This is a genomic window from Variovorax sp. BGA-UO-ETr-C22, from assembly GCF_059567965.1.
In genome coordinates this window covers 307265-326258 of the sequence record NZ_JCAQPA010000008.1, presented here as the reverse complement: position 1 = coordinate 326258, position 18994 = coordinate 307265, and the positions used below count along the sequence as shown (strand labels likewise).

Annotated in this window: 14 protein-coding genes; 3 read left to right on the top strand and 11 right to left on the bottom strand. The window is 65.2% G+C overall.

The features are described from left to right. Positions 1–833 precede the first annotated feature (833 nt). Positions 834–2927, top strand: a complete 2094-nt coding sequence (locus tag AC57B8_RS09030) for a ParB/RepB/Spo0J family partition protein (RefSeq protein WP_496479385.1) — start codon at positions 834–836, stop codon at positions 2925–2927. Between the two features lie 372 nt (positions 2928–3299). Here AC57B8_RS09030 and AC57B8_RS09025 read toward each other — a convergent pair whose 3' ends face one another. Then, positions 3300–3482 (bottom strand): hypothetical protein, encoded by a 183-nt coding sequence (locus tag AC57B8_RS09025; protein WP_496479384.1) that lies wholly within the window; start codon positions 3480–3482, stop codon positions 3300–3302. 514 nt (positions 3483–3996) lie between these two features. On the opposite strand from AC57B8_RS09025, the gene AC57B8_RS09020 reads away from it, so the two are divergent. Then, complete coding sequence (locus tag AC57B8_RS09020) at positions 3997–4578, top strand: hypothetical protein (RefSeq protein WP_496479383.1); 582 nt, start codon at positions 3997–3999, stop codon at positions 4576–4578. Positions 4579–4633: 55 nt separating this feature from the next. After that, positions 4634–5656, top strand: a complete 1023-nt coding sequence (locus AC57B8_RS09015) for a relaxase/mobilization nuclease domain-containing protein (protein ID WP_496479382.1) — start codon at positions 4634–4636, stop codon at positions 5654–5656. A gap of 495 nt (positions 5657–6151) precedes the next feature. Here AC57B8_RS09015 and AC57B8_RS09010 read toward each other — a convergent pair whose 3' ends face one another. The 10 genes from AC57B8_RS09010 to AC57B8_RS08965 form a co-directional block, all read right to left on the bottom strand. Then, positions 6152–6802: a TraX family protein gene (locus AC57B8_RS09010; protein WP_496479381.1), complete on the bottom strand. Its 651-nt coding sequence runs from the start codon at positions 6800–6802 to the stop codon at positions 6152–6154. Positions 6803–7066: 264 nt separating this feature from the next. After that, positions 7067–8287, bottom strand: a complete 1221-nt coding sequence (locus tag AC57B8_RS09005) for an LPD7 domain-containing protein (protein ID WP_496479380.1) — start codon at positions 8285–8287, stop codon at positions 7067–7069. A 61-nt stretch (positions 8288–8348) separates the two neighbouring features. Then, positions 8349–10304, bottom strand: a complete 1956-nt coding sequence (locus AC57B8_RS09000; protein ID WP_496479379.1) for a type IV secretory system conjugative DNA transfer family protein — start codon at positions 10302–10304, stop codon at positions 8349–8351. Continuing rightward, positions 10270–11418 (bottom strand): P-type DNA transfer ATPase VirB11, encoded by a 1149-nt coding sequence (gene virB11 / locus AC57B8_RS08995; RefSeq protein WP_496479378.1) that lies wholly within the window; start codon positions 11416–11418, stop codon positions 10270–10272. Before virB11 ends, AC57B8_RS09000 begins: the two co-directional genes overlap by 35 nt. Beyond that, entirely contained in the window at positions 11387–12721 is a 1335-nt protein-coding gene (virB10, locus tag AC57B8_RS08990) for a type IV secretion system protein VirB10 (protein ID WP_496479377.1), read from the bottom strand. Before virB10 ends, virB11 begins: the two co-directional genes overlap by 32 nt. Further along, complete coding sequence (locus AC57B8_RS08985) at positions 12718–13527, bottom strand: TrbG/VirB9 family P-type conjugative transfer protein (protein WP_496479376.1); 810 nt, start codon at positions 13525–13527, stop codon at positions 12718–12720. The genes virB10 and AC57B8_RS08985 overlap by 4 nt, the downstream gene beginning before the upstream one ends. A 32-nt stretch (positions 13528–13559) precedes the next feature. After that, complete coding sequence (locus tag AC57B8_RS08980) at positions 13560–14282, bottom strand: VirB8 family type IV secretion system protein (protein WP_496479375.1); 723 nt, start codon at positions 14280–14282, stop codon at positions 13560–13562. A gap of 157 nt (positions 14283–14439) precedes the next feature. Beyond that, positions 14440–15531, bottom strand: a complete 1092-nt coding sequence (locus AC57B8_RS08975; RefSeq protein ID WP_496479374.1) for a TrbL/VirB6 family protein — start codon at positions 15529–15531, stop codon at positions 14440–14442. Between the two features lie 224 nt (positions 15532–15755). Continuing rightward, positions 15756–16490, bottom strand: coding sequence for a TrbJ/VirB5 family protein (locus tag AC57B8_RS08970; protein WP_496479373.1), 735 nt, complete (start codon positions 16488–16490; stop codon positions 15756–15758). Next, the gene (locus AC57B8_RS08965; protein ID WP_496479372.1) at positions 16483–18990 is read right to left on the bottom strand and encodes a VirB4 family type IV secretion/conjugal transfer ATPase; all 2508 of its coding nucleotides are present in this window, start codon (positions 18988–18990) and stop codon (positions 16483–16485) included. The genes AC57B8_RS08970 and AC57B8_RS08965 overlap by 8 nt, the downstream gene beginning before the upstream one ends. Positions 18991–18994: the final 4 nt, after the last annotated feature.

The following is an 18994-nucleotide window of genomic DNA, read 5'->3' as shown; positions in this document are numbered from 1 at the left end:
CGCGCGCGGGTCTTGCGGTTGCGGCCCGGCCCTGGGTCGTCTGCTTGCTGCCCTGTCTGGGTGCCTGCCTGCCTGCCGTCGCGGTGCATCGGCCTGCGTCCGTTGATTGGCAGCCACCGGCGCTTTCTGTGGCTGGGGCGGGATGCAGGCGGGGCCCTGCTGTGCGGCGGGCGTTGGCCTTGCGGGCGGTGGTCACCGAGGGGTGGCGGGCAGGGTGCCGGGCGGGGTGGGCTGCAGGGCTTGCGGAGGGTGCAGCGTGGGCGGTGTGTGCGCAGGGACCTGGCTGAGGTGGTGCGGGTTGTGTTGCATGCGCGCATCGACATCGGGCGCCCCACCGGCGTGGCCGGTGTCGGGCTGCTCCAGGTTCGCGCCTTCGCGCTCATCCCCTGCGGGGAGCGCCTGCGGCGCCCTTGCGCATCCCTGGCGCAGGGGCTTCGCCCCTGGATCGGACTTCCATGGATCAGACCTGCCTGCGGCAGGTGAGGGCGCTCGCCGCGCGGCGGTTCCGGTGCACCTGTGTCGGGCACGCGCGGGCGGGGTGCGTCTTCCTGAGTTCCTCGCCTTTGTCGGTGACGTTGCGCCCGCGGCGCCGCGGGACCGGCTGCGCCTGCAAGGGGGTGTTCATAACGCGTGCGCGTTACGAAGGCTTCCCCCTTGCTCCCCCGTCGTCGCGCGCGCCTGCGGTCACCGGGCGAAGAACTCAGGAAGACGGCGGCCGGCGGCTGATGCGCGGCCGATGCGATCCGGAACCCTTTGACGAGGGGCTCCGAATCTAGGAATCCGGCAGGGCTCTTTGTCCTTGTTTCTTCAACTTTATGACCAAGGAGATGCAGATGACTGCGACAACGACGACTCATGCGAATGCGGCGGCCCGTGCGGCGGGAGATGGCGGCGCACGCCGGCGCAAGGGGGCTTCGACGAAGGGGCGGGGCGGCCCACGGACGACGGCGGATGTGCGCGCGACGGGGGACGCGGACACGGCACCGCACGATCTGCTCGTGCCGCTGGACCGGCTGGTGCCCGCCGAGGCGAACGTGCGCCGGGTGCATCGCGACGAAGGCATCGCGGAACTGGCGGCGCTGATCGACTCGCAGGGGCTGCTGCAGCGGCTCTCGGTGGTGGCGCTGCCCGATGGCCGGTACGCGGTGGCGGCGGGTGGGCGGCGCCTGCGGGCGATGCAGCTGCTGGCGGCGCAGGGGCGCATGGAGGCCGCGCAGGCGGTGGAATGCCGCTGCTTCGCCGATGCGCGCGCGCTGGAAATCTCCCTCGCGGAAAACTCGGGCCGGGAGGCGATGCATCCGGCCGACGAGATGGAAGCGTTCCGTGCCCTGATCGATGGCGGGCTCACGGTGGCGCAGGTGGCGGGCCGCTTCGGGGTGGCACCGCTCACCGTGGCGCGCAGGCTGCGGCTGGCGCGTCTGGCGCCGCGCTTTTTGGCGATGTACCGCGCCGACGAGATCGAGCCGGACCAGCTGCAGGCGCTGGCACTCACGGACGACCACGCCGCGCAGGAGGCGGTCTGGGACGGATTGCCGGTCTACGAGCGCAGCGCATGGGCGCTGCGCCGCAAGCTCACCGAGCAGTCCTGCGCGGGCGACAGCCGGCTCGCGCGTTTCGTCGGGCTGGCGGCCTACGAGGCGCGCGGCGGCACGGTGCGGCGCGACCTCTTCGCCGAACCCGACGATGGCGAGGGCGTGTACCTGGACGACCCCGTGCTGCTGGAGGTCCTCGCCATGGAAAAGCTGCGTGCGCTGGCCGAGGAGGTGCGCGCGGAAGGCTGGGCATGGGTGGATTGCGTGACGCAGGGCGACGGCCTCGCGCTGCGCCGCCATGGACAGGCCTCGCAGCAGCAGCGTGCGATGATGCCCGAGGAGGAGGCGGCACTGGCGGCCATGGACGCCGAGCGCGACCGGCTGGCCGCAGCCCTCGAGGTGCTCGAAGCGCAGGGCGTCGATCCCGAGGCGGCGGACGATGAGGTCGATGGCGAAGCCGAGGCGCAGCGTCTTTTGAGCGCCCTGGACGCGCTGGACGACCGGATCGACGCGGCGCATGCCGCGTTGCTGGCGTGGACACCCGAGCAGATGGCGAGCACCGGCGTGCTGCTGCGCATCGACCATCGCGGGGAGGTGGTGGCGGCCCGGGGGCTGATACGGCCCGGGGATCGCCACGGCGATTCGGAGGCGGGCGATCCGGACGGCGACGGCGGGCTGGGCACGGCGGACGATGGGGTGGGCCCGGACGCTCCGAAAACGCGCGCCGCGTTCAGCGAGAAGCTGATGCGCGACCTCACCGCGCACCGCACCGCGGCGCTGCAGGCCGCCCTGATGCAGGCGCCGGATGTGGCACTCGCGACGCTGGCCCACCGCATGGCGGAGACGGTGTTCGGCCAGTACGGGCGCGGCAACGATGTGGTGAAGGTCCATGTGCATGTGACCAGCGACTTCGCGCTCGCACAGTCGGCCACGGGCTACGAGGACTGTCCGGCCGGCGCGCTGCTCACGCGGGCCGCGACCGAATGGGGGGACCGCCTGCCCGGCGATCCGCAGGCCCTGTTCCGCTGGCTGCTCGCGCAGCCGCGCGACGTGCTGCTCGACCTGCTGGCGTACTGCACCGCCCGCAGCATCGATGCCGTGGCCGGGCGCGAACGCACGGCCGACCAGAGCGACGCCCTCGCCGAGGCGCTGGGCCTGAACATGGCGGACTGGTGGGCGCCGACCGCCGCGAACTACCTGCGCCACGTCAGCAAGACGAAGGCGCTCGAAGCGGTGGCCGTGGCGACCGGCGAGCACGGCACGCCGGCCGTGGCGGCGATGAAGAAGGCCGAGGCCGCGGCGCATTGCGCCCGCAGGCTGGAAGGCACGCGGTGGCTTCCGTCCCCGTTGCGTCCGCACGCGGCGCTGACGCGCCTGGGAGACATTGAAGCGTAATCGCCGGCGGGCCAGGCGCCCCTGACGTTCGGCACGCCGAACATCGGGGGCGCCTGTGCCTCGCCTTCGCCGCCGGATCGGGCGCGTGTCGGTCGCAGGAATTCGATGGATGCGATCGCCCCAGCAGTGGCTTGCGGATGGCGCTTCTTTCCCCTCGAACTGCGGTTCCTGGCACCGTTTTGGCGTGGCCGTACGCGACTCGGATCTTCGCGGAGGAACCGGCGCTGGCCTTGCCTTGCCACCGGCCATCCAAGCGATCTTAATCGGCCGCAAGCGGCCCGTCGCAGGCGAGCTCCGCACTGACCAGAGCACCGACGTTCCTTTCGTCATCGGACTCGATGATGACGGCCATGATGCCGGGCTGGAGCGGCTTTATTTGCGACGGATCGCTTCGCGCCCCTCGCCCACGACGTGCGCACCGATCACGCCTTTGCCCTTTCGCGCCACGATCTGCTCGGCCGTGTGCACGGTGCCATGTTCGCCGCGCTTCATCTGTGCGATGGACTGGAGCAGGTCCTTCTCGAACTGCACCATCTCCTTGTCAATCTTTGGCATCAAGCGCCTCCTTCAGCTTCAACAGGGTGGCGGCGGGGATGTTGTCGAACCTGGCCTTCACGTAGACCCGCAGCAGCACCAGATCGCCCTGTTCGTTGCGGTTGAAATAGAGAGATCACGCATGCGCCGCCCTGCTTTCCCATACCAGCGTGAGCCCAACGAACCTTGCGCAGTCCGCTGGGGCCCTGGGTCATCGCGTCGCCGGCTGCGGTGTTCGCAGCGATCCACGGCACGAATTAAATGCGGTCCTGGCCGACTGGATTTCGGAACGCGATACACACATAAAAATGCCCACGGCCATCGTATCTGGTCGCTGAGTGTCGGACTCTCTCATGGAGGTTCGGCATGCCGAACAATGAAGGTTGGCATGTGTGGGCACATGCACTGCGCGGCATCGAGCATGAGGGAGGGAGGGGGAGCTAAGAGATGCGTGGATACGAGGGGCAAAGTCCTTGTGCGGCTGTGAGGGCAGGATAGACTGGCGTCAGACATTGTTTACTGCAACGGAGTTGCAATGACCAACGACCGTCGATCAAGCGCCGTGATCAGCGCCCGTGTGTCACCCGACACGAAGGCGAGCTTCGCCGCCCTGGCTGCGCGCCATCGGCTGCACGAGTCGCGCCTGCTCGCCAAGATGGTCCATGAAGTGATCCAGTCCAACGGCCCGATCTCGCTTGAACCGAATACGCAGCGAGCCGCCGATGATTTGGGTGGTGGCGTGGACATGGCGGACCGCATCACGCTGCGACTTCGCCCTGGGGATCGAATGTCTGTGGAAAAACGGGCCCATGCGCGGGACATGAAGACCGGCAGCTACCTGGCCCTGCTGATCCACAACCATGTCCACGCGTCGGCGGTGCTGCCACCGGATGAACTGGCTCAGATCAAGGCGGTGAGCGCCCAGTTGGCGGCGCTCGGTCGCCAGCTTCGCGTGTTCGGCATGACGAACAATCCGGCAGGCTTCGCTGCATCAGAGCTGGGGGAGGCGATCGCGCTGGTGCGCCGGGAGGTCGAATCGGCACGCCAAGCCACCGCGGCCGTCGTGCATCGCAACCTCATCAGCTGGGAAACCGGCGGCGGGAATACTCATGCCTAAGCAGATGGTGCGCTTGGACCGAAGCAGCCGAGGCTCGGCCGATGCTTCGCGCGACATGACGCTGGACATCGTCAGCTATGGCCGGCGCGGCCCTGGCGGCAGGCTGCACCTTGGATCCGATGAGATTGCGCAAGTCCAGCGCACCGTGGGCCGTGTACCCGAAGTCATGGTGAAAGTGTCCGGTGGGGCGCGGGACGTTGGCGGCGTCGAGGCTCATCTGCGCTACATCAGCCGTCACGGCAAGTTGCCACTGGAAACCGACGATGGGCTGGCGCAGCAGGGTCGAGGAGCGGCCAGGGAGGTCGTGACCGACTGGCAGCTAGAGCTTTGCAGAAGTCAGTACAAGCCGAAACCCGCTCAGGGGCAGAAGGACACGCGTGCGAAGCTGGTCCACAACATCGTCTTGTCCATGCCCGCCGGCACGCCGCCGGAAAAGGTGCTGGCTGCCGCACGCGTCTTTGCGCGCGAGAACTTCGCGCTGCAGCACCGCTATGCCATGGTGCTGCACACGGACCAGTCGCACCCGCATGTGCACCTGGTGGTCAAGTGCGAGCACGAGTTCGAGCCTGGCAAGCGCCTCTACATCCGCAAGGACACGCTGCGGCAGTGGCGCGAGCAGTTCGCCGCATTGATGCGCGAGCAGGGCGTAGCAGCCAACGCGACGCCGCGGCAGGTGCGCGGCCAGGTGCGCAAGCCTTATCGGGATCCAATCCATCATCGGCTGCGGGCACAACGGGTCTTCGCGCAGTTGCCCGTCGCCGAGCGCGATGGACACCGGACACCGAAGCCGTCCTCGGTGATGCGTACGAAGTTGGAAAAGGTGTTGCGGGACCTCGGGGCCGGACGGGTGGCTTTTGATGCGGGCCAAGCGAAGTTGAGAGACACCCGGAAAGAAGTGTTGGCAGACTGGCATGCAACGTCGGAAATGCTGAGGAGGCAGGGCGAAGCGCGGGTGGCCGTGCAGGTGGATCGCTTCACTGCGCGCATGCCGGCAGTGCAGACCGACGATCAGCGATTGGCGGAGCGCTGGAGAGAGGTGGAAAAACGTCGAACACCCGGGCGCGCACATACCCAATGACCTGAATCGGAAGGTCGATAGATCAACACTTAACCGCCGCGGGTTCGTGGACGCCCCTCTTGGTGCAACAGAGGCCTGCGTCTTCTAACTTCGTGCGGCGGGAGTATCCGATGAATCGGAATTACCGCAAGCGCGGCCTCGCGATGAACCCGCCGGTACTGCGGGATGGCCAGTTCCTAGCGCCGAGTGTGCTTCAACTCGTCTGGCCTCGATGACACGATCAGCCAATTCGCGGTGAGGATCTCAGTTCCTGAGAGTTCAATTCTTGACGGCGTGAGCATGACGGTGAGTTTTCACATCGCCTCGGCCGGGTGCTGTCGGTCACTAAGGGCGACAGGCCGCGTGGATGAAGCAATCGGTGGCTCAGTGCGGATGTTCGGATGAACCGTGCGCGGGCCACGCCGACCTTCCAACAGGAAGCCGCTTTTTTCAGTGCCCGTCGATGGACGGTTGTCGCGACCGCAGGAGATTTCGATGCATGCGGAACCTGTCCGTTCATCTCGGCGGCGACACCAAAGCGATCAGCGAGAGATGAGCCGGATAAAAAACGTAAAAGACCCACCGACTGCGTGGCAACGGAATCTCGACCTCCCGCGCGCCCCAGATCAAGGGCAGGACAGCCATTGCGGCGAAGTTGGCATTGACGGCGGCGAGTGATGCCATCGCCAAGGTCCATAGCAGAAGCCGCAGGCCGCCGGGCCTGCGCAGGAACGCCCAGGCGGCGAGACAACAGAGCAGGGCCGGCCACCAAAATTCCACCACCGCACCGCCGACGAGAAACGCCACTGCCGCAATGCAGTGCGCGGTCCTGCCGCCACGTTCGAGCAGCCAGACGATCCATGTTGCCAGCCAGAGCGTGGTCAGGATGTTCAATGGCCACCAGCCGACGAGCTGCACGAAAGCCGGAGTCGCCAGCAACGCGAAGATCGCCAACCGCTTTATGACGCGAAGATGCACACCGGCCTCGAATGCTCCCGGACGCGCCAGATTGGCCATGAGCACGAAGCCAAAGAGCGGCATCACCATGCGTCCCAGTGCATAAAGGGTCGGACTTGCTTCGTGCAGAAGGTACTTGTTGACGTGGTCGCCAGTCATGAGCAGAAGGCCGATCCATTTGAGTGCTTCGAGCGAGCCGCTCGAGATCACCCAATCGTTCGCCGGTGTCCGAGGCTTTCCCCGCGGGGACATCAGGCGTCTTTGCGACATGGCCGCGGACCCGCTTCCGTGCCCCGGCCCTCCGTCCACGGGCTGCAATTCGACGCCAGAGTCCCGCAGCGTCTGCGGCACCGCAGCTCACCGCGTTGTGGGCGAACGGATCTTGGGCAGCGAACCTGCAAGCATGCGGCCGCAACTGTGGGCGGGGAGGCGGCGATCACCAGCGTCGAGCAGGACATACGCACCGGTGCCATGCTAGACGCGGTCATGGCTCAACGCCTCCAGGCTTCGAGCCATGCGGTGGCGCACTTGCATGGGCGTGGGCAGGGGGCTCGGGCGGCGATCCGGAAGGTGGATCGAAAGGCCCTGTGCCAGCGCGTCGGCCATCCGCTCGCGGATCAGCTGCACCAGATGCTGGCGGGATGCCTGATCGCCGGTCACCCGCTGCGCGTACTGTTCGGCGAGCTCGAGGTTCGCTGCCGCGATGGCCAGTTCCGGGTGTTGGCGTCGAACCTCGTCGGACAGACTCTCGCCGGCACGCACGCGCATCGCGTGGCCTTCCATCGCGCGAAGGTGCCCCGGTGTCTCGACACTCCAGAGCACGCGTTGCATGACCACCTTCTTATTGCCGACCAACTCGCCGTCCGCATTGCGCTCTTCCAGCCGGACCTTCACCGGCTGGGCACCATGGCGTGTGAGGACCACCTGATCACCGATGCGCGGCTGCGACGCAGACTCCGCGAGCGCACGCTCCAGGTCCGTGCCCCACACGGTGCGGTCGCCGACCTGCGTGCGGACCGTCACGTAGAAGGACATGCGCTGTGCCGGATCGAACTGATAGGGTGCGGCCGCCGCCGCCAGGAGCAGCCCTTCGATGGACGACCTGGGGTCCTTCTGCACCGGTCGATTTTCTTGTGTCGCCCCGGTCGAATGAGGGTCGGCACCGTGGCTGGCGCGGGCGCTCCCCGAACCATCGCGCAGCGTCGCCGCATCGCGGTTCTCTGGGGCCGTTGGATGCGTCGAGGATGTGCCCGATTCCCTCCCTTGCGGCGGCGGCGATCTCTTCGAAGCACGCTGCACTTGGAGGATCTCCGCCTCGGTCGGTTCGTAGCCTCGGACCTCGAGGCCGCGCAAGGACGCTTCGCGCCACATGGCCTGGCGGAAGGTCTCGGTGCCCTTGAGCGCGATGACCCGCCAGCCGCGCACCTGCGCGATCGCCACGACGCTGTGCAGCACCTCGCGATTCTCGGTTTGCACACGGATGCGGCGGCCGTCGTCGATGAAGGCCAGGGTGCGGTCCGGAAAGAAGTACCGGTTGTCGACGCGCAGGTAGCGGCGCTCGATGGCATCGGGAACTCGGGCATGGCCGCGTCCCGCTGGAAGCGCTTCGCCCTGGACGGAACCGGCGGCGTCCTGCGAGGCTGAATTCGCGGCGCCGGACAAAGGCTGGCTTTCGGGAGGATGGTCTGTGGACATCGCAGTTCCTTTTCGCGGGTGTCTGTCGTGCGGGAGCTCTGGTTTTTGAATGGGACGAGCGTCAGTCGAGGATGCGCGCCATGAACTCGTCGGCGTGGCGTTTCAGATCCTCATCGCTGAGCTTCTCGGTGGGTATCTCGACGTCGTCGAAATCGAACGAGAAGTCGTCCAGTTTCAGGTCATCGGCGAGTGCATCCTCGGCCATGGCTACCCCCGTCCTGGTTGCTGACGCCGGGCCAGCGCGTCGCGGCGTGGCACTCGTGACGGCTCCGCGATTCGCGTCTGCCGTGTCTTCCTTTCCGTCTGTCGCGGCCGGTTGAACCGACGCGAGGATGTCTCCGGACCTGGTCACTTCGAGCTTCGGCACCGGTGGTGGTGGTCGCTCGCGCGGGGCGAAGTACCTGTCGCGAAAATAGAGAATGCGATGCGCCAGCACGGGCCGCAGGCCTTCGTAGAACAGGAGCATCCGGTCCGAACCGAGTTCCTTGACTTCCTGCGGCAGCAGCAGGCGCCGCGGTTGCTCGCTGATGCTCACGGTCGGTGCCTTGCTCGCACTGCCCCACATCGGGCGGCTGACGTTTTTTTGCCGGACGGTGTAGGTCCCCAGTTCGCGAGAGATGGCTTCGGCGTCCTCGTATTCCTTGGGCGGAAACACGATCCGCGCGGCCAGCATCTTCCGGATCGACTTGGTGCCCTCGATGCCGTACTTCTCGATCAGTTGCGAGTTGGACTGGACAATGACGACGGTGCGCACGTTGTACCCCGGCAGGAAGGCGGTGGAATCCGCGATGACGGGGATGCGCCCGAGTGCAGGGAATTCGTCGAGCATCAGCAGCAACTGATGGCGAAGCTGTGGGTTGTTCTCGGGAAGTTCACGCGTCTGGAGGCCGATGGCCTGCTGGAAGAACAGGTTCAGCAGTGGCTGCAGTCGTGCGATGTTGTCGGGGTTGATCTGCACGTAGATCGAGATCGGACGTTTGCGCAGGTCCCTCAGGTCGAAATCATTGGCGGAGGTGGCCGCATCGATCATCGGGTTGAGCCACAGGTCCAGGCGGCTGGTGAAGGTCTTGCGGATGCTGGAGGCCGTGGTCGGCGCCAGGTCGATCACGTCGTAGAGACTTTGCACCGCTTCTTGCGACAGGGGATAGCCGGCGCGCTCGCAGGCGTCGATCACGCGTTTCCAGTGCTTCTGAAAACCTTCGGCGTCGCTGGCCATGCCTTGGCGCAGGACCTCGCCCAAGGTGCGCGTGGCGCCATCACTCTCGAAGAGGTAGAGGGCAATGCCCAGGAACAACGACCGGGCCGACGAACTCCAGAAAGGATCGCCGGCCTGCGGATCGGGAAAGAGCATCGTGCCGATACGCTGCAGGTCGTCGATGCAGCGATAGGGCGCCTCGGACACGTAGCCGAGCGGATTCCAGCGCGAGGAGCACTCGCGTTCCGACAGCGGATCGAACAGGTGCACCTCTTGCCCATGGGCCGCGCGGAAGCCCGCGGTTCGCATGAAGTTCTCGCCCTTGATGTCGCTGACGATGGTCGAGCCGGGCCAGTTCAATAGATTGGGGATGACCACGCCAACGCCCTTGCCGCTGCGCGGCGGTGCCTCAAGTTCGACACCTTGCTGGCCGGGAAGCACTAGGTAGCGATTGCCGAGGCGCCCGAGGATGACGCCGTGCTCGTTCAGAAGGCCGGCCTGCGCGATCTCGCGACGACTCGCGAATCGGGCGTCGCCATGCAAAGGGCGACGGCGAGGCAGCATGGCGACGCCTACCAGCCCAAGCATCAGGCCCTGGGAGCCAGCCAGGGACGCCAGGAGGGCGCGACGCACGTCCGGCCGATTCCCGTAGGCCTGCCAGTACGCGTGAAGAGTCAGCAGCGTCGCGTTCTGCGGCGGCAGTTTCATCGCAACCAGGAACGCATATCCGGCGACGTAGACGCCGACGATCGCGGCTACCAGCAATGCGACAGCGACCCGTAGCGGGCTAGGAAAGTCTTCGAATCTTGGCGCCAGGGTCATACCAGATCTCCCGCACGCTGCGCCGCAGCAGGCCGTCCCGGCGCTCGCGCGCGCACTGCACGACGATGTCCACGCTTATCTGGGCCAGTTCCACGCCTTCGCGAGTGCTCATGCCCTGGCCCGCCTGGCTGCGCTTCATCATCTGGGCCAGCGCCACAAAGGCCATCTGGGCGCTGTCCGCGTGCACGCTGGTGATCGAGCCGGGATGGCCGGTGTTGACGGACACCAGGTAGTCGTGGACCTCTTCGCCGGTCCGCAGCTCGGACACGAACACCCGGTCGGGTCGTTGGCGTTTGGCCCCGGCGAGCAACTGGCCGGGCGTGACCTCGGCTTGCCCCTGGGCGCCCTGCGAGTAAAAGAGCCTGACATGGTTGGGCTGGTTGCGCAGCGACAGCTCCTTCACGTCCTCGATGGTGATCAGGCGGTCGTCGGGTGGCACTTCGAGGATCAGCGCCTTGCCTACGGTGGTCTTGCCGGAGCCGGTGGCGCCCGACAGCAGGATGTTCTTGCGCCACTGCACCGCGCGGCGCAGGAAGGCGACGAACTCGCCGCGTGCCAGCAGGCCCGCCAACTCGCGGTCTTCCGGTGACCGGCTTGCGCTGTCAGATTGCCGCGCCGGCGTAGCGGGGGCGATGCTCGTCGACTCGAAGATGCGCAGATCGGCCAGCTCTTCGAGGGTCCAGAGCGTGTTCGATGGACGCCGGATCGTGATCGAGACGGTTCGGTCCAACGTCGCAGGCGGCAGCACGATCTGGATTCGTTCGCCGCCCGGGAGGGTGGCGGACAAGAGCGGCTCATTGGCCGAGATGCGCTGTCGCGTGAAGTTGGCCACGAGCTTGGCGATCGACATGCACCAGTCGAAGCTCGCGAACGGCAATTCCTCGCGCATCCAGCCCGACTGCCGTTCCACGAAGGCCGCGCCGGGCTCGTTGATGCAAATCTCGGTAACCTCGGGGTCGTCCAGCAAACGGCCGAGCGGGCCGAGAAAGAGGGCCAGGGAAGAGGGCGGTTCTTCAGAACCTGTGGCAGGCGCGGCGTTCGGCGTCGGCTGCAGGCCGCCTGTGGTACCGGGAGGCACGCCTTCAGGGGAGGACTGGGTCGGTTCGAAGCGCATAGACGCTCCTGAAATCCACGTCGCGGGCGACCAAAATCTGGATGCGCTCGCCCTGGTTCTTGATGACGGTCGGCGGGATCGACACGGTGCTGCGCAGCACCTCCGTGATGACGTCGCGGCTGCCCTGCGGACCGAGCACCACGCCGCCGCCGCTGCCGACACGGGAGCCGCTTTGCTGGTGGGCGGCGATCGCCTGCATCGTGCCGTCGATCACAGAGATCAGAATCGCAGCGCCGAAGCGATCCCAGAAGTGGGTGTCGATGAAGCCGGGCAAGCCGTTGCGGCCCAACTCGTCGGTTCCTGGCGAGGCCAGCTGGACCACGACGCCGGTCGGGGTGCGCGCCTCGTTCCAGACGATGAAGACGCGGCCCTCTCCCTGCCGCGGCGTTCCACGCTGCTCGCCGACGTACTTGGTGCCACGCTCCAACAGCACGACCTTGCCATCCGCGCCGTAGATGTCGCTGGCGCCGATGCAGGTGGTCATGCCCTCGTAGGTCGAGTCGATGGCGGTTTCCAGCGTGCAGTCGATGAATGCGCCCTTGGGCAAAAGCATGCGCCGTGTGGGCAGTGCTTGGGCGATGACGGCAGGAGTGGACGTCGGCCGAAGGCTGGCGCCGAGTTGACCGCCGCCGAGTGCCGCCGAGCCGGGGGCGGACGGTTGCAGCGTGCCGAGCAGCTGGGACATGCCTGGAACACCGCCGGCCAGTACCGCCGGGTCCGTGAACGCGTGCGGCGCCGAGATGCCAGCAGAGGGCTGCGCCGGCTGCGCGCGCCGAAGCACCGGGGTGCTCAACTGCCGTTCCAGCGCGATCTGCTCCGGCGTCTTCTGCGGTGTGCCGGCATTGGCATTGGCCGTCGGTGGCGGGGTGGAGGGCGGGCCAACGATCGCCGTCGCTTCCGGTGGCGCTTTCGGTGGATCGATGCGACCGAGCGGCGGCACCTTCATCTCCCCCCCGGCGCGTGCCGCGGCCGCCTTTCTCGCGGCCTCTTCGGCTTCACGGGTCTTGGCGTACTGAGTGTTGTAGTACCAGAACAGGAATCCGGCGCCGAGCAAGAGCATCGCCGCAAGCGCCAGGAGCCCGCTGATGCGCGACTGGATGGACCGCTCGCGATTGACGGATGGAATGGCACGCTCGCCCCGGATCGTGCTGCGCTCGCCGGCGGCTCGGGACGTCGCCTCTTCGGTGGCCGCCTCCCGTTGGCCAGACAGGATCTCCCCGGTGTCGGGGTCGATCTCGGAGCCACCGGGTCTTGCCGACGAATCCGTGCGGGAGCCGCGGTGGGTCGGGTTCAACCAGGTCACGGCCCCTCTCCTGTGGTGGTGCGTCGTACACCTTCAACGCTGGTGTGGGGCGAGGTGCGCGCGCTGCCGCCGGCGAACGACCGGTTGATCACACAGCCGACCAGCCCGCCCCGCCGCAGCACGAAACGACGTGCCACACGTTGGATCACCACCTCGCCCCCTTCGATGTTGAAGTTCAGCAGCGACTCGGAGCCATCATCGTTTCGGACGAACATGGCCGGAAAGTCGGATTGCGTATGGAAGCGAAGTCGCGTTTGCACGCCGTCGTCGTGAGCACTCAAGGGTCTGAGCGAATCGCTGCCGCAGAACCAGTAGTCGGCGTTGCGCGGGCGACCGGCCGCCGCTTCGCTCATGCGCGCCTCGGTCCGGCGTCGTTCCTCTTCCGCTGCCGCGGCCCGGGCCTCGTCCTGCGGGTAGGTGAAACGAATCGAATACACCATGCGCCTGGTGGCGGCGCCCGCGGGCGCCGCCGAAGACACGACGTAGTCGAAATGGTAGGCCCGGCGGTTCGTGAGGACGGTGAAGTTGGTGGAAGCGCGCGCTTCCTTGGGCTTGACGAAAAAGTGGTTGCGCTCGGCGCCAACGTCGAAGGCGCCGTTGTCGCCGGCACCGAGGTTCACGAACTCCTCGCCTTCGGCAAATTGCAGGTGGATCTGATAGCCCACGTAGCCCTGCAACGTGACGACGTCCTCTGGGTCGTAGGCAACCACCCGCACCCGGGCATCGACTTCGCCGGCCGGCGGTACGGTTGCGGTCCGGCCATGCGACGCGGCAAGCGCCAGACTGGCCGCCAGTCCGATCGCCAAGGGGCGATTCCAGAGGAGCATGGGCAGAGGCTTCATCGCGCATCCTGCTTGCTCGGCGCGACACCGGCCGGCGCGACCTCGGGCTCGCGGCGGTATTCGACGACGCGAAAGCCCAGAGGGTTGAGCGAACGCATCTTGTTGTCCGTCGATGGCGGGACGTAAGCAAACTCGATCGTGGAGACCCAGTGGCTGGTCTGCTCCTCACCGGTGCCGCCTGTGCGGGTCGAGCGGGTGAAGCGGACCTGTGCCAGCTTGTCCTTCCCGCTCTCCAGCTTGAGGAAGGTGACCGATCGCACCTGTGCGCGGATGGAAGTGCCATCCTTGTAAATGTTCAGAGGCGATGCGGGGTTGTCGGCAGCCCACAGCCCGGCCCACTCCTGGTTCAGCCGAGGCGAGTTCTGCGAGGCGACCAGTTCGTAGTCCGCTTCTGCGGTGCCGTAGAAGTAGCGCTCGCGCGTGATCACGTAGTTCTGCAACAGGTTCCGGGTCACCAACTGCTCGATGTCAGTGGTGCCCTCGTAGGTGGGGACGATGTCGACAATTCCGCTGCCGCTGTCGACTCGGATGAGAACCGGAACAGGCTGTTTAAGCGGCGTGAGCCCGCTGACAGCCACGACCGAGAACACCGCGATCAGTGTGGCCGCTGCGGCCACAGTCCAAGCGATCTTGCTCGATCGCTCCGACCGGCGCGCGCGGTCGAGTTCCCAGCTCTGGGCCTCGCGCAGGTAGCTTTCAAGGGCGGCGTTCCGAGACATCCACCGCTCCCGATAGGGAAACACCGTTCGAGATGTTGATCTGTGTGAGTGGCCCTTCGCAATCCGGCGGGGTGGGCGGGCGAGTTCCGCATGCAACAAGCTGAAAGACAAGGGCAAGCAGAAAAAAAGAGGTCGACTTCATATGCACACTCCATCGCTAGCGATTACGAGAGAGACTCGGCATGACTTGCTCTCTGGGGATCACGGTGCCGCCGCGATGCGTGGCGCCGACACTTGCAATTGAGGCCACGCCAGCACCAATGCGATTGCCCGTCAGGCGGCGGAACGAATCCCAGCGACTGCCGGGCTCCCGCCGCATACCGTCCAGCACGCCGCGTCCGAATTCGTAGCTCGTGCGCTTGGCCCCTCCAAGCCCCCAGCGAACCACGCCGCTCACGACACCATAAGTGCTCAGGGCGACCCCGCTCGCAAGCCCCGCAGCAATTGGCATAACTTGGCGCATGACAAGAAAAACCAGGGCTGACGCAATGCAGACCCGCGCACTAGCAGCGATCGTGATTTCAGCGCCCGATGCTGCTGCGCCGGCCGCATACGCCTTGACGATGTTGAGAAGAAGGGCCGCAGCTAGCAGGGTGAGGACCGCGACGAGCGCGTAGTTTGCTAGTTGAGCAGTCCAGGATTCAAAGAATCTCTTAGTTGAATCAAAGAAGAGCAGAACTATAAAAATTGGTCCTAAGGCCAGCAAGATCGAAATAGCAATCTTCGAAAGTCCAAGCATGAAAGCCGTTACAACAACGGTCAGACCAACCAACAAATAGACTAAGAACCCCGCGACATAGAACGCAAAGTCACTGTCGAGCACGCTTCCCTTTTTCAACAACTGTTCGGCCACTGCCGCCCCGTCGAACCAGACTTGGTCAATGGCGCTAACGATTGTGGGTGCACCGACGATTGATGCCGCTAGTTGCTCAGGACCTCGATAGAAGCTATCCGTAATTAATTGGTTGTAAGCCCATAGCCGAATTCCTACGCCGAGGATTATTGCGAGAGTAAAGATTCGTTTTAGTCCCTCCCAGATCGGCTCCTGGATACGTCCGGAAAGGCTTAGATAGCCCCAAATCATCACGTAGATCGTTGCGAGGGTAACGGCGGCAGGCTCAATCGAAACCGCAACCCTCGCCGAGTGCGCGCCGATATAGCCGGCTAACTGCCCATCAAGCCAAGAAAAGAATTGTGCGAAGAACCCCATGATCGCGAGGCTAATGAGAATTTCTGGTCGGTATGGCAAGCGGTTCTAAGTCTCGCGTGCTCCCAATGCCTTCGAGTTTTCTCTGAGTCTTGTGATCGGTCGCCTTGGAAGCCGAGGCTTGAGGGTTGTTTGTTTGTGGTACCTCACGCTGCTCCAGTTTCACGATCTCATGCCGTGTAAGAAGATAGAGCCCACCTCCTGCCATGGAAACGATCATGGTGGCGGCCAGTACCAAAGTCCTCGACTGCATTGGGATCCTCGCACTAGTAGTTCACAGTAGGAAGCGATCGGGTGGAGCCGACACTAGACGCGGCTTTTTCTCGTGCGCGTTGTTGACGCATGAGTTCCTCAGAATGAGCGACTTGATAAAGGCTTTGCAGTTTTGTCTGCTCATTGGTGAGCATGCTCTGTTCGGCCTGGATCCTTGCCTGCAGGTCCTGGATCGCCTTGGGATCTTGCGCTGACCCGATGCGATGGATCAGCTGTTGCAGGGCCGAAAACCGCTGGCTGGTGTTCTGGTACGCGCTCTGGGTCATTCCGTTGAGCAGCGCTGCTGATTGTCGCCCTTGCTCGACGATCTGGCGCAACTCGGGACTGAGCGCCTCCATCTGCGTTCCGGAGAGGACGCTGTTGGCCTTCATGATCGACTGCACTTGGTTGGTCAGCCCCGAATAGCTGCCCGAAGAGCCGTTGAGCGTGCTCATCAGTTCGCCGTAGCTGGGAGGCAAGTAGTTGCGCGCCAGGTCCGAGGTCGGCAGCAGCTGTTCCATGCCTCGGCTTCCCGTCATGGCGTTGTGGGTCTGGGTCAGTTGGTCTTTCGACTCCTTCAGTTGGTCGTACTGCTTTTGCATCCCGGAGATCTGCTGCTGCCAGTACATGACCTGCTGTATCAGGTTGGCGATGGCCGTGACGTCGATCACCGGGATACCGGCCTTCGCGTGCAGCGGCGCGAGCGAAGCCGCCGCCGCGAGGAAAAACGGAACAAGGAACCTACGCATGGGAGATCTCCTGGTGTGGGGATGAATGGGGAGGGCGATTGGCCAGCGCCTTGCGGAACGACGGCAGCCATTGCTCAGGATTCGGTCCGAAGGTCGCCATGTACTCGCGCATGAGGCGGACATTGCTGGTGCGCCCGGAGATGATGTGCAAGGCGTCATCGAAGCCGTGGAGATCGAGCTGTGCGACCACGCTGACATGGTTCTGCTTGATGAGGAACTGGCGAGAGCCAGGCTCGAGTTCCTGCTTGATGAGCGCGAACTCCCTGTCTGTCAGGTTGAAGCCCTGGGTGTACTCGTCGTAGTCCGCCTCTGGATTGGGGAACAGGATCTTCGTGGGCGTCTGCTCGACGATCGCGCGCGCGATGACGGAATCGAGCACATGGCTGGTGCTCTGGGTGAAGGTTGCGATGTTCGCGTTCTTCTTGCGCCAGGTCTCCAGACCGTTCTTGGCGAACTTCGCGAAGGCCGGGTCGCTCAGGAGCTTGGCGAATTCGTCCATCCAGCACACCAGCGGGCGCCCATCCACCATCCGGTTGACGAGATGAAACAGGTACATGGTCAGTGGCGCCCGCACGGTCTCGTTGTCTAGGAAATCGGTCACGTCGAAGCCAACGAGGGAATGTCGGGCAAGCAGCGCGGCCACGTCGTCGTGATCGTTGTCGAAGACCCAGGCATAGTCGCCATGCTCCGAGGCACACCACCTCCGAAGGCGCGCATGCATTCCCTCGGGGTCCGTGATATCGAGGAAGGCGGCCAGACGAGACAGGCGCCTGAAAGAGGGATTGAGCTTGAGTGTGCCGTGCAGCGCCTGATCGAGGTCGTCTTCCTGGCGGACCGTCAAGGTGTCGTTCGGCGTGCGCATGACGAGGCGCCTGAGCCAGTGGCGCATGAACTCGACGTTGTCGGCGATCGCATCGTCGAGCTGCAGCGGATTGCACCCGGTCGGCGCCCCGTTCTTGAGGGGGAGGTATTGCCCGCCCAGTGCCCGCACCAGAATGTGCAGCCCTTCGTCCTTGTCGAAGATGACCTGCGTGGCATCGAGGCGATTGCAGATCGCCACCATGCAGAACCCCAACAGTGTGGTCTTGCCGGTACCGACTGGCCCCACACCCGTGATGTGTCCGACATCGCGGCGGCTGCCGCCGTCCGGGCTGCGCGTGTCGCTCGCATGCAAAGAGAAGTAGTAGGGTGAGCCGGCGCGGGTCATGAACATGGTCAGCGCATCACCCCAGTAATTGCCCGTCGCTCGACCGGTCGGAAAATTGTGAAAGGGCGACATCGCAGCGAAGTTGCGGCTGGTGACGGGTGCCTTGCGGCTTCGGTAGCCGAAGTTCCCTGGCAGCTGCGCCCAGAACGCCGCCTCCAGCGCGAGATCTTCGCGGGCCACCACCATTCCCGTGTCCCCCAGCAGGTATCGGGCGCGGGCCACGTTGTCGTTGAGCTGCTTGAGGCGGGGCCGGCCTTCGGCCTCGCCGACGCCGTCGTAGGTGTCGGCGAGCACATGCAGGCTGAAGTGGTGGTCGCCCATCACGAAGCGATTGCTCATCAGGTCGTCCAGCGCGTCCTTGAGCTCCTCGGCCTGTGAGACCGCCAGGTCACCGGCGGCCGCCATCCGGTGATGCTGGCGGCTCATGATGTCGATGGCTGTGCCCTTGGCCAGGAAGGTGAAGCTTTGCGTGAGCACGAAGGGGAAGGGCGCGGTCAGCAAGGCGCTGAACATGCCCGGCGCCGTGGGCGTGGGGTACTCCTTGATGCCGAGGAAGGCCCCGATCCGCGTCTGGGTGCCCGTGCGGTATTCCATGGCCTCGTTTCCGAAGAAGGGCCGGGTGGTGGCCAGGACCTCGTTGAGCGGGGAGCGCGGCAGCGGCATGCGCTGCCACTCTCCGTTGATCAACAAGCCATGCAATTCCATCAGGGAGGAGAACAGCACGTCCTCGCCTTGCAGCCGATAGATGCCCAGTGCTTCGGGGTCGTAGCGTTCCAGCGCCGCGAGCAGTTCCTGGCGCAGCTTGTCGCAGGCATCAAGGGCATCGCGCAGTTCCACTTGCGCACCCTCCGGGTCCGCGCGCTTGAACAGCCGCAATGCGGCGTTGCCGATGCGGGTGGGTTGCGGCCGGAAGACGATCGACAGGTACAGCTCGTTGACCATCAACCGTTCGCCGGCCATCTTGCGGCGGTAGCGCTGTTCGATTTCATCGGCGAAGCCGGGAATCGTCCGTCCGCCCGGATAGCCTGTCTCGCGACGCCGGATCACGTGGGTCCACAGCGCCAAGTTGGGCGAGGCGATGTTGCGCAGCAGGACATTGAGGCGCTCGTGCCAGCCATTGATGTCATCGTCGTCGGCGCTTTCGAAGCTGGTGCCGGCCAGTCGCAGCGTCTGCACATAGTCGCCCGCGCGCGTGCGGGCCACATGCTCGTCCACATGCGCCGAGAGCGGAATCATCGTTGCGGCGCCGGCTTCGCGGCGCAGCGTGTGCTCGGAGCGTGACAGCAGCTTCATGGCG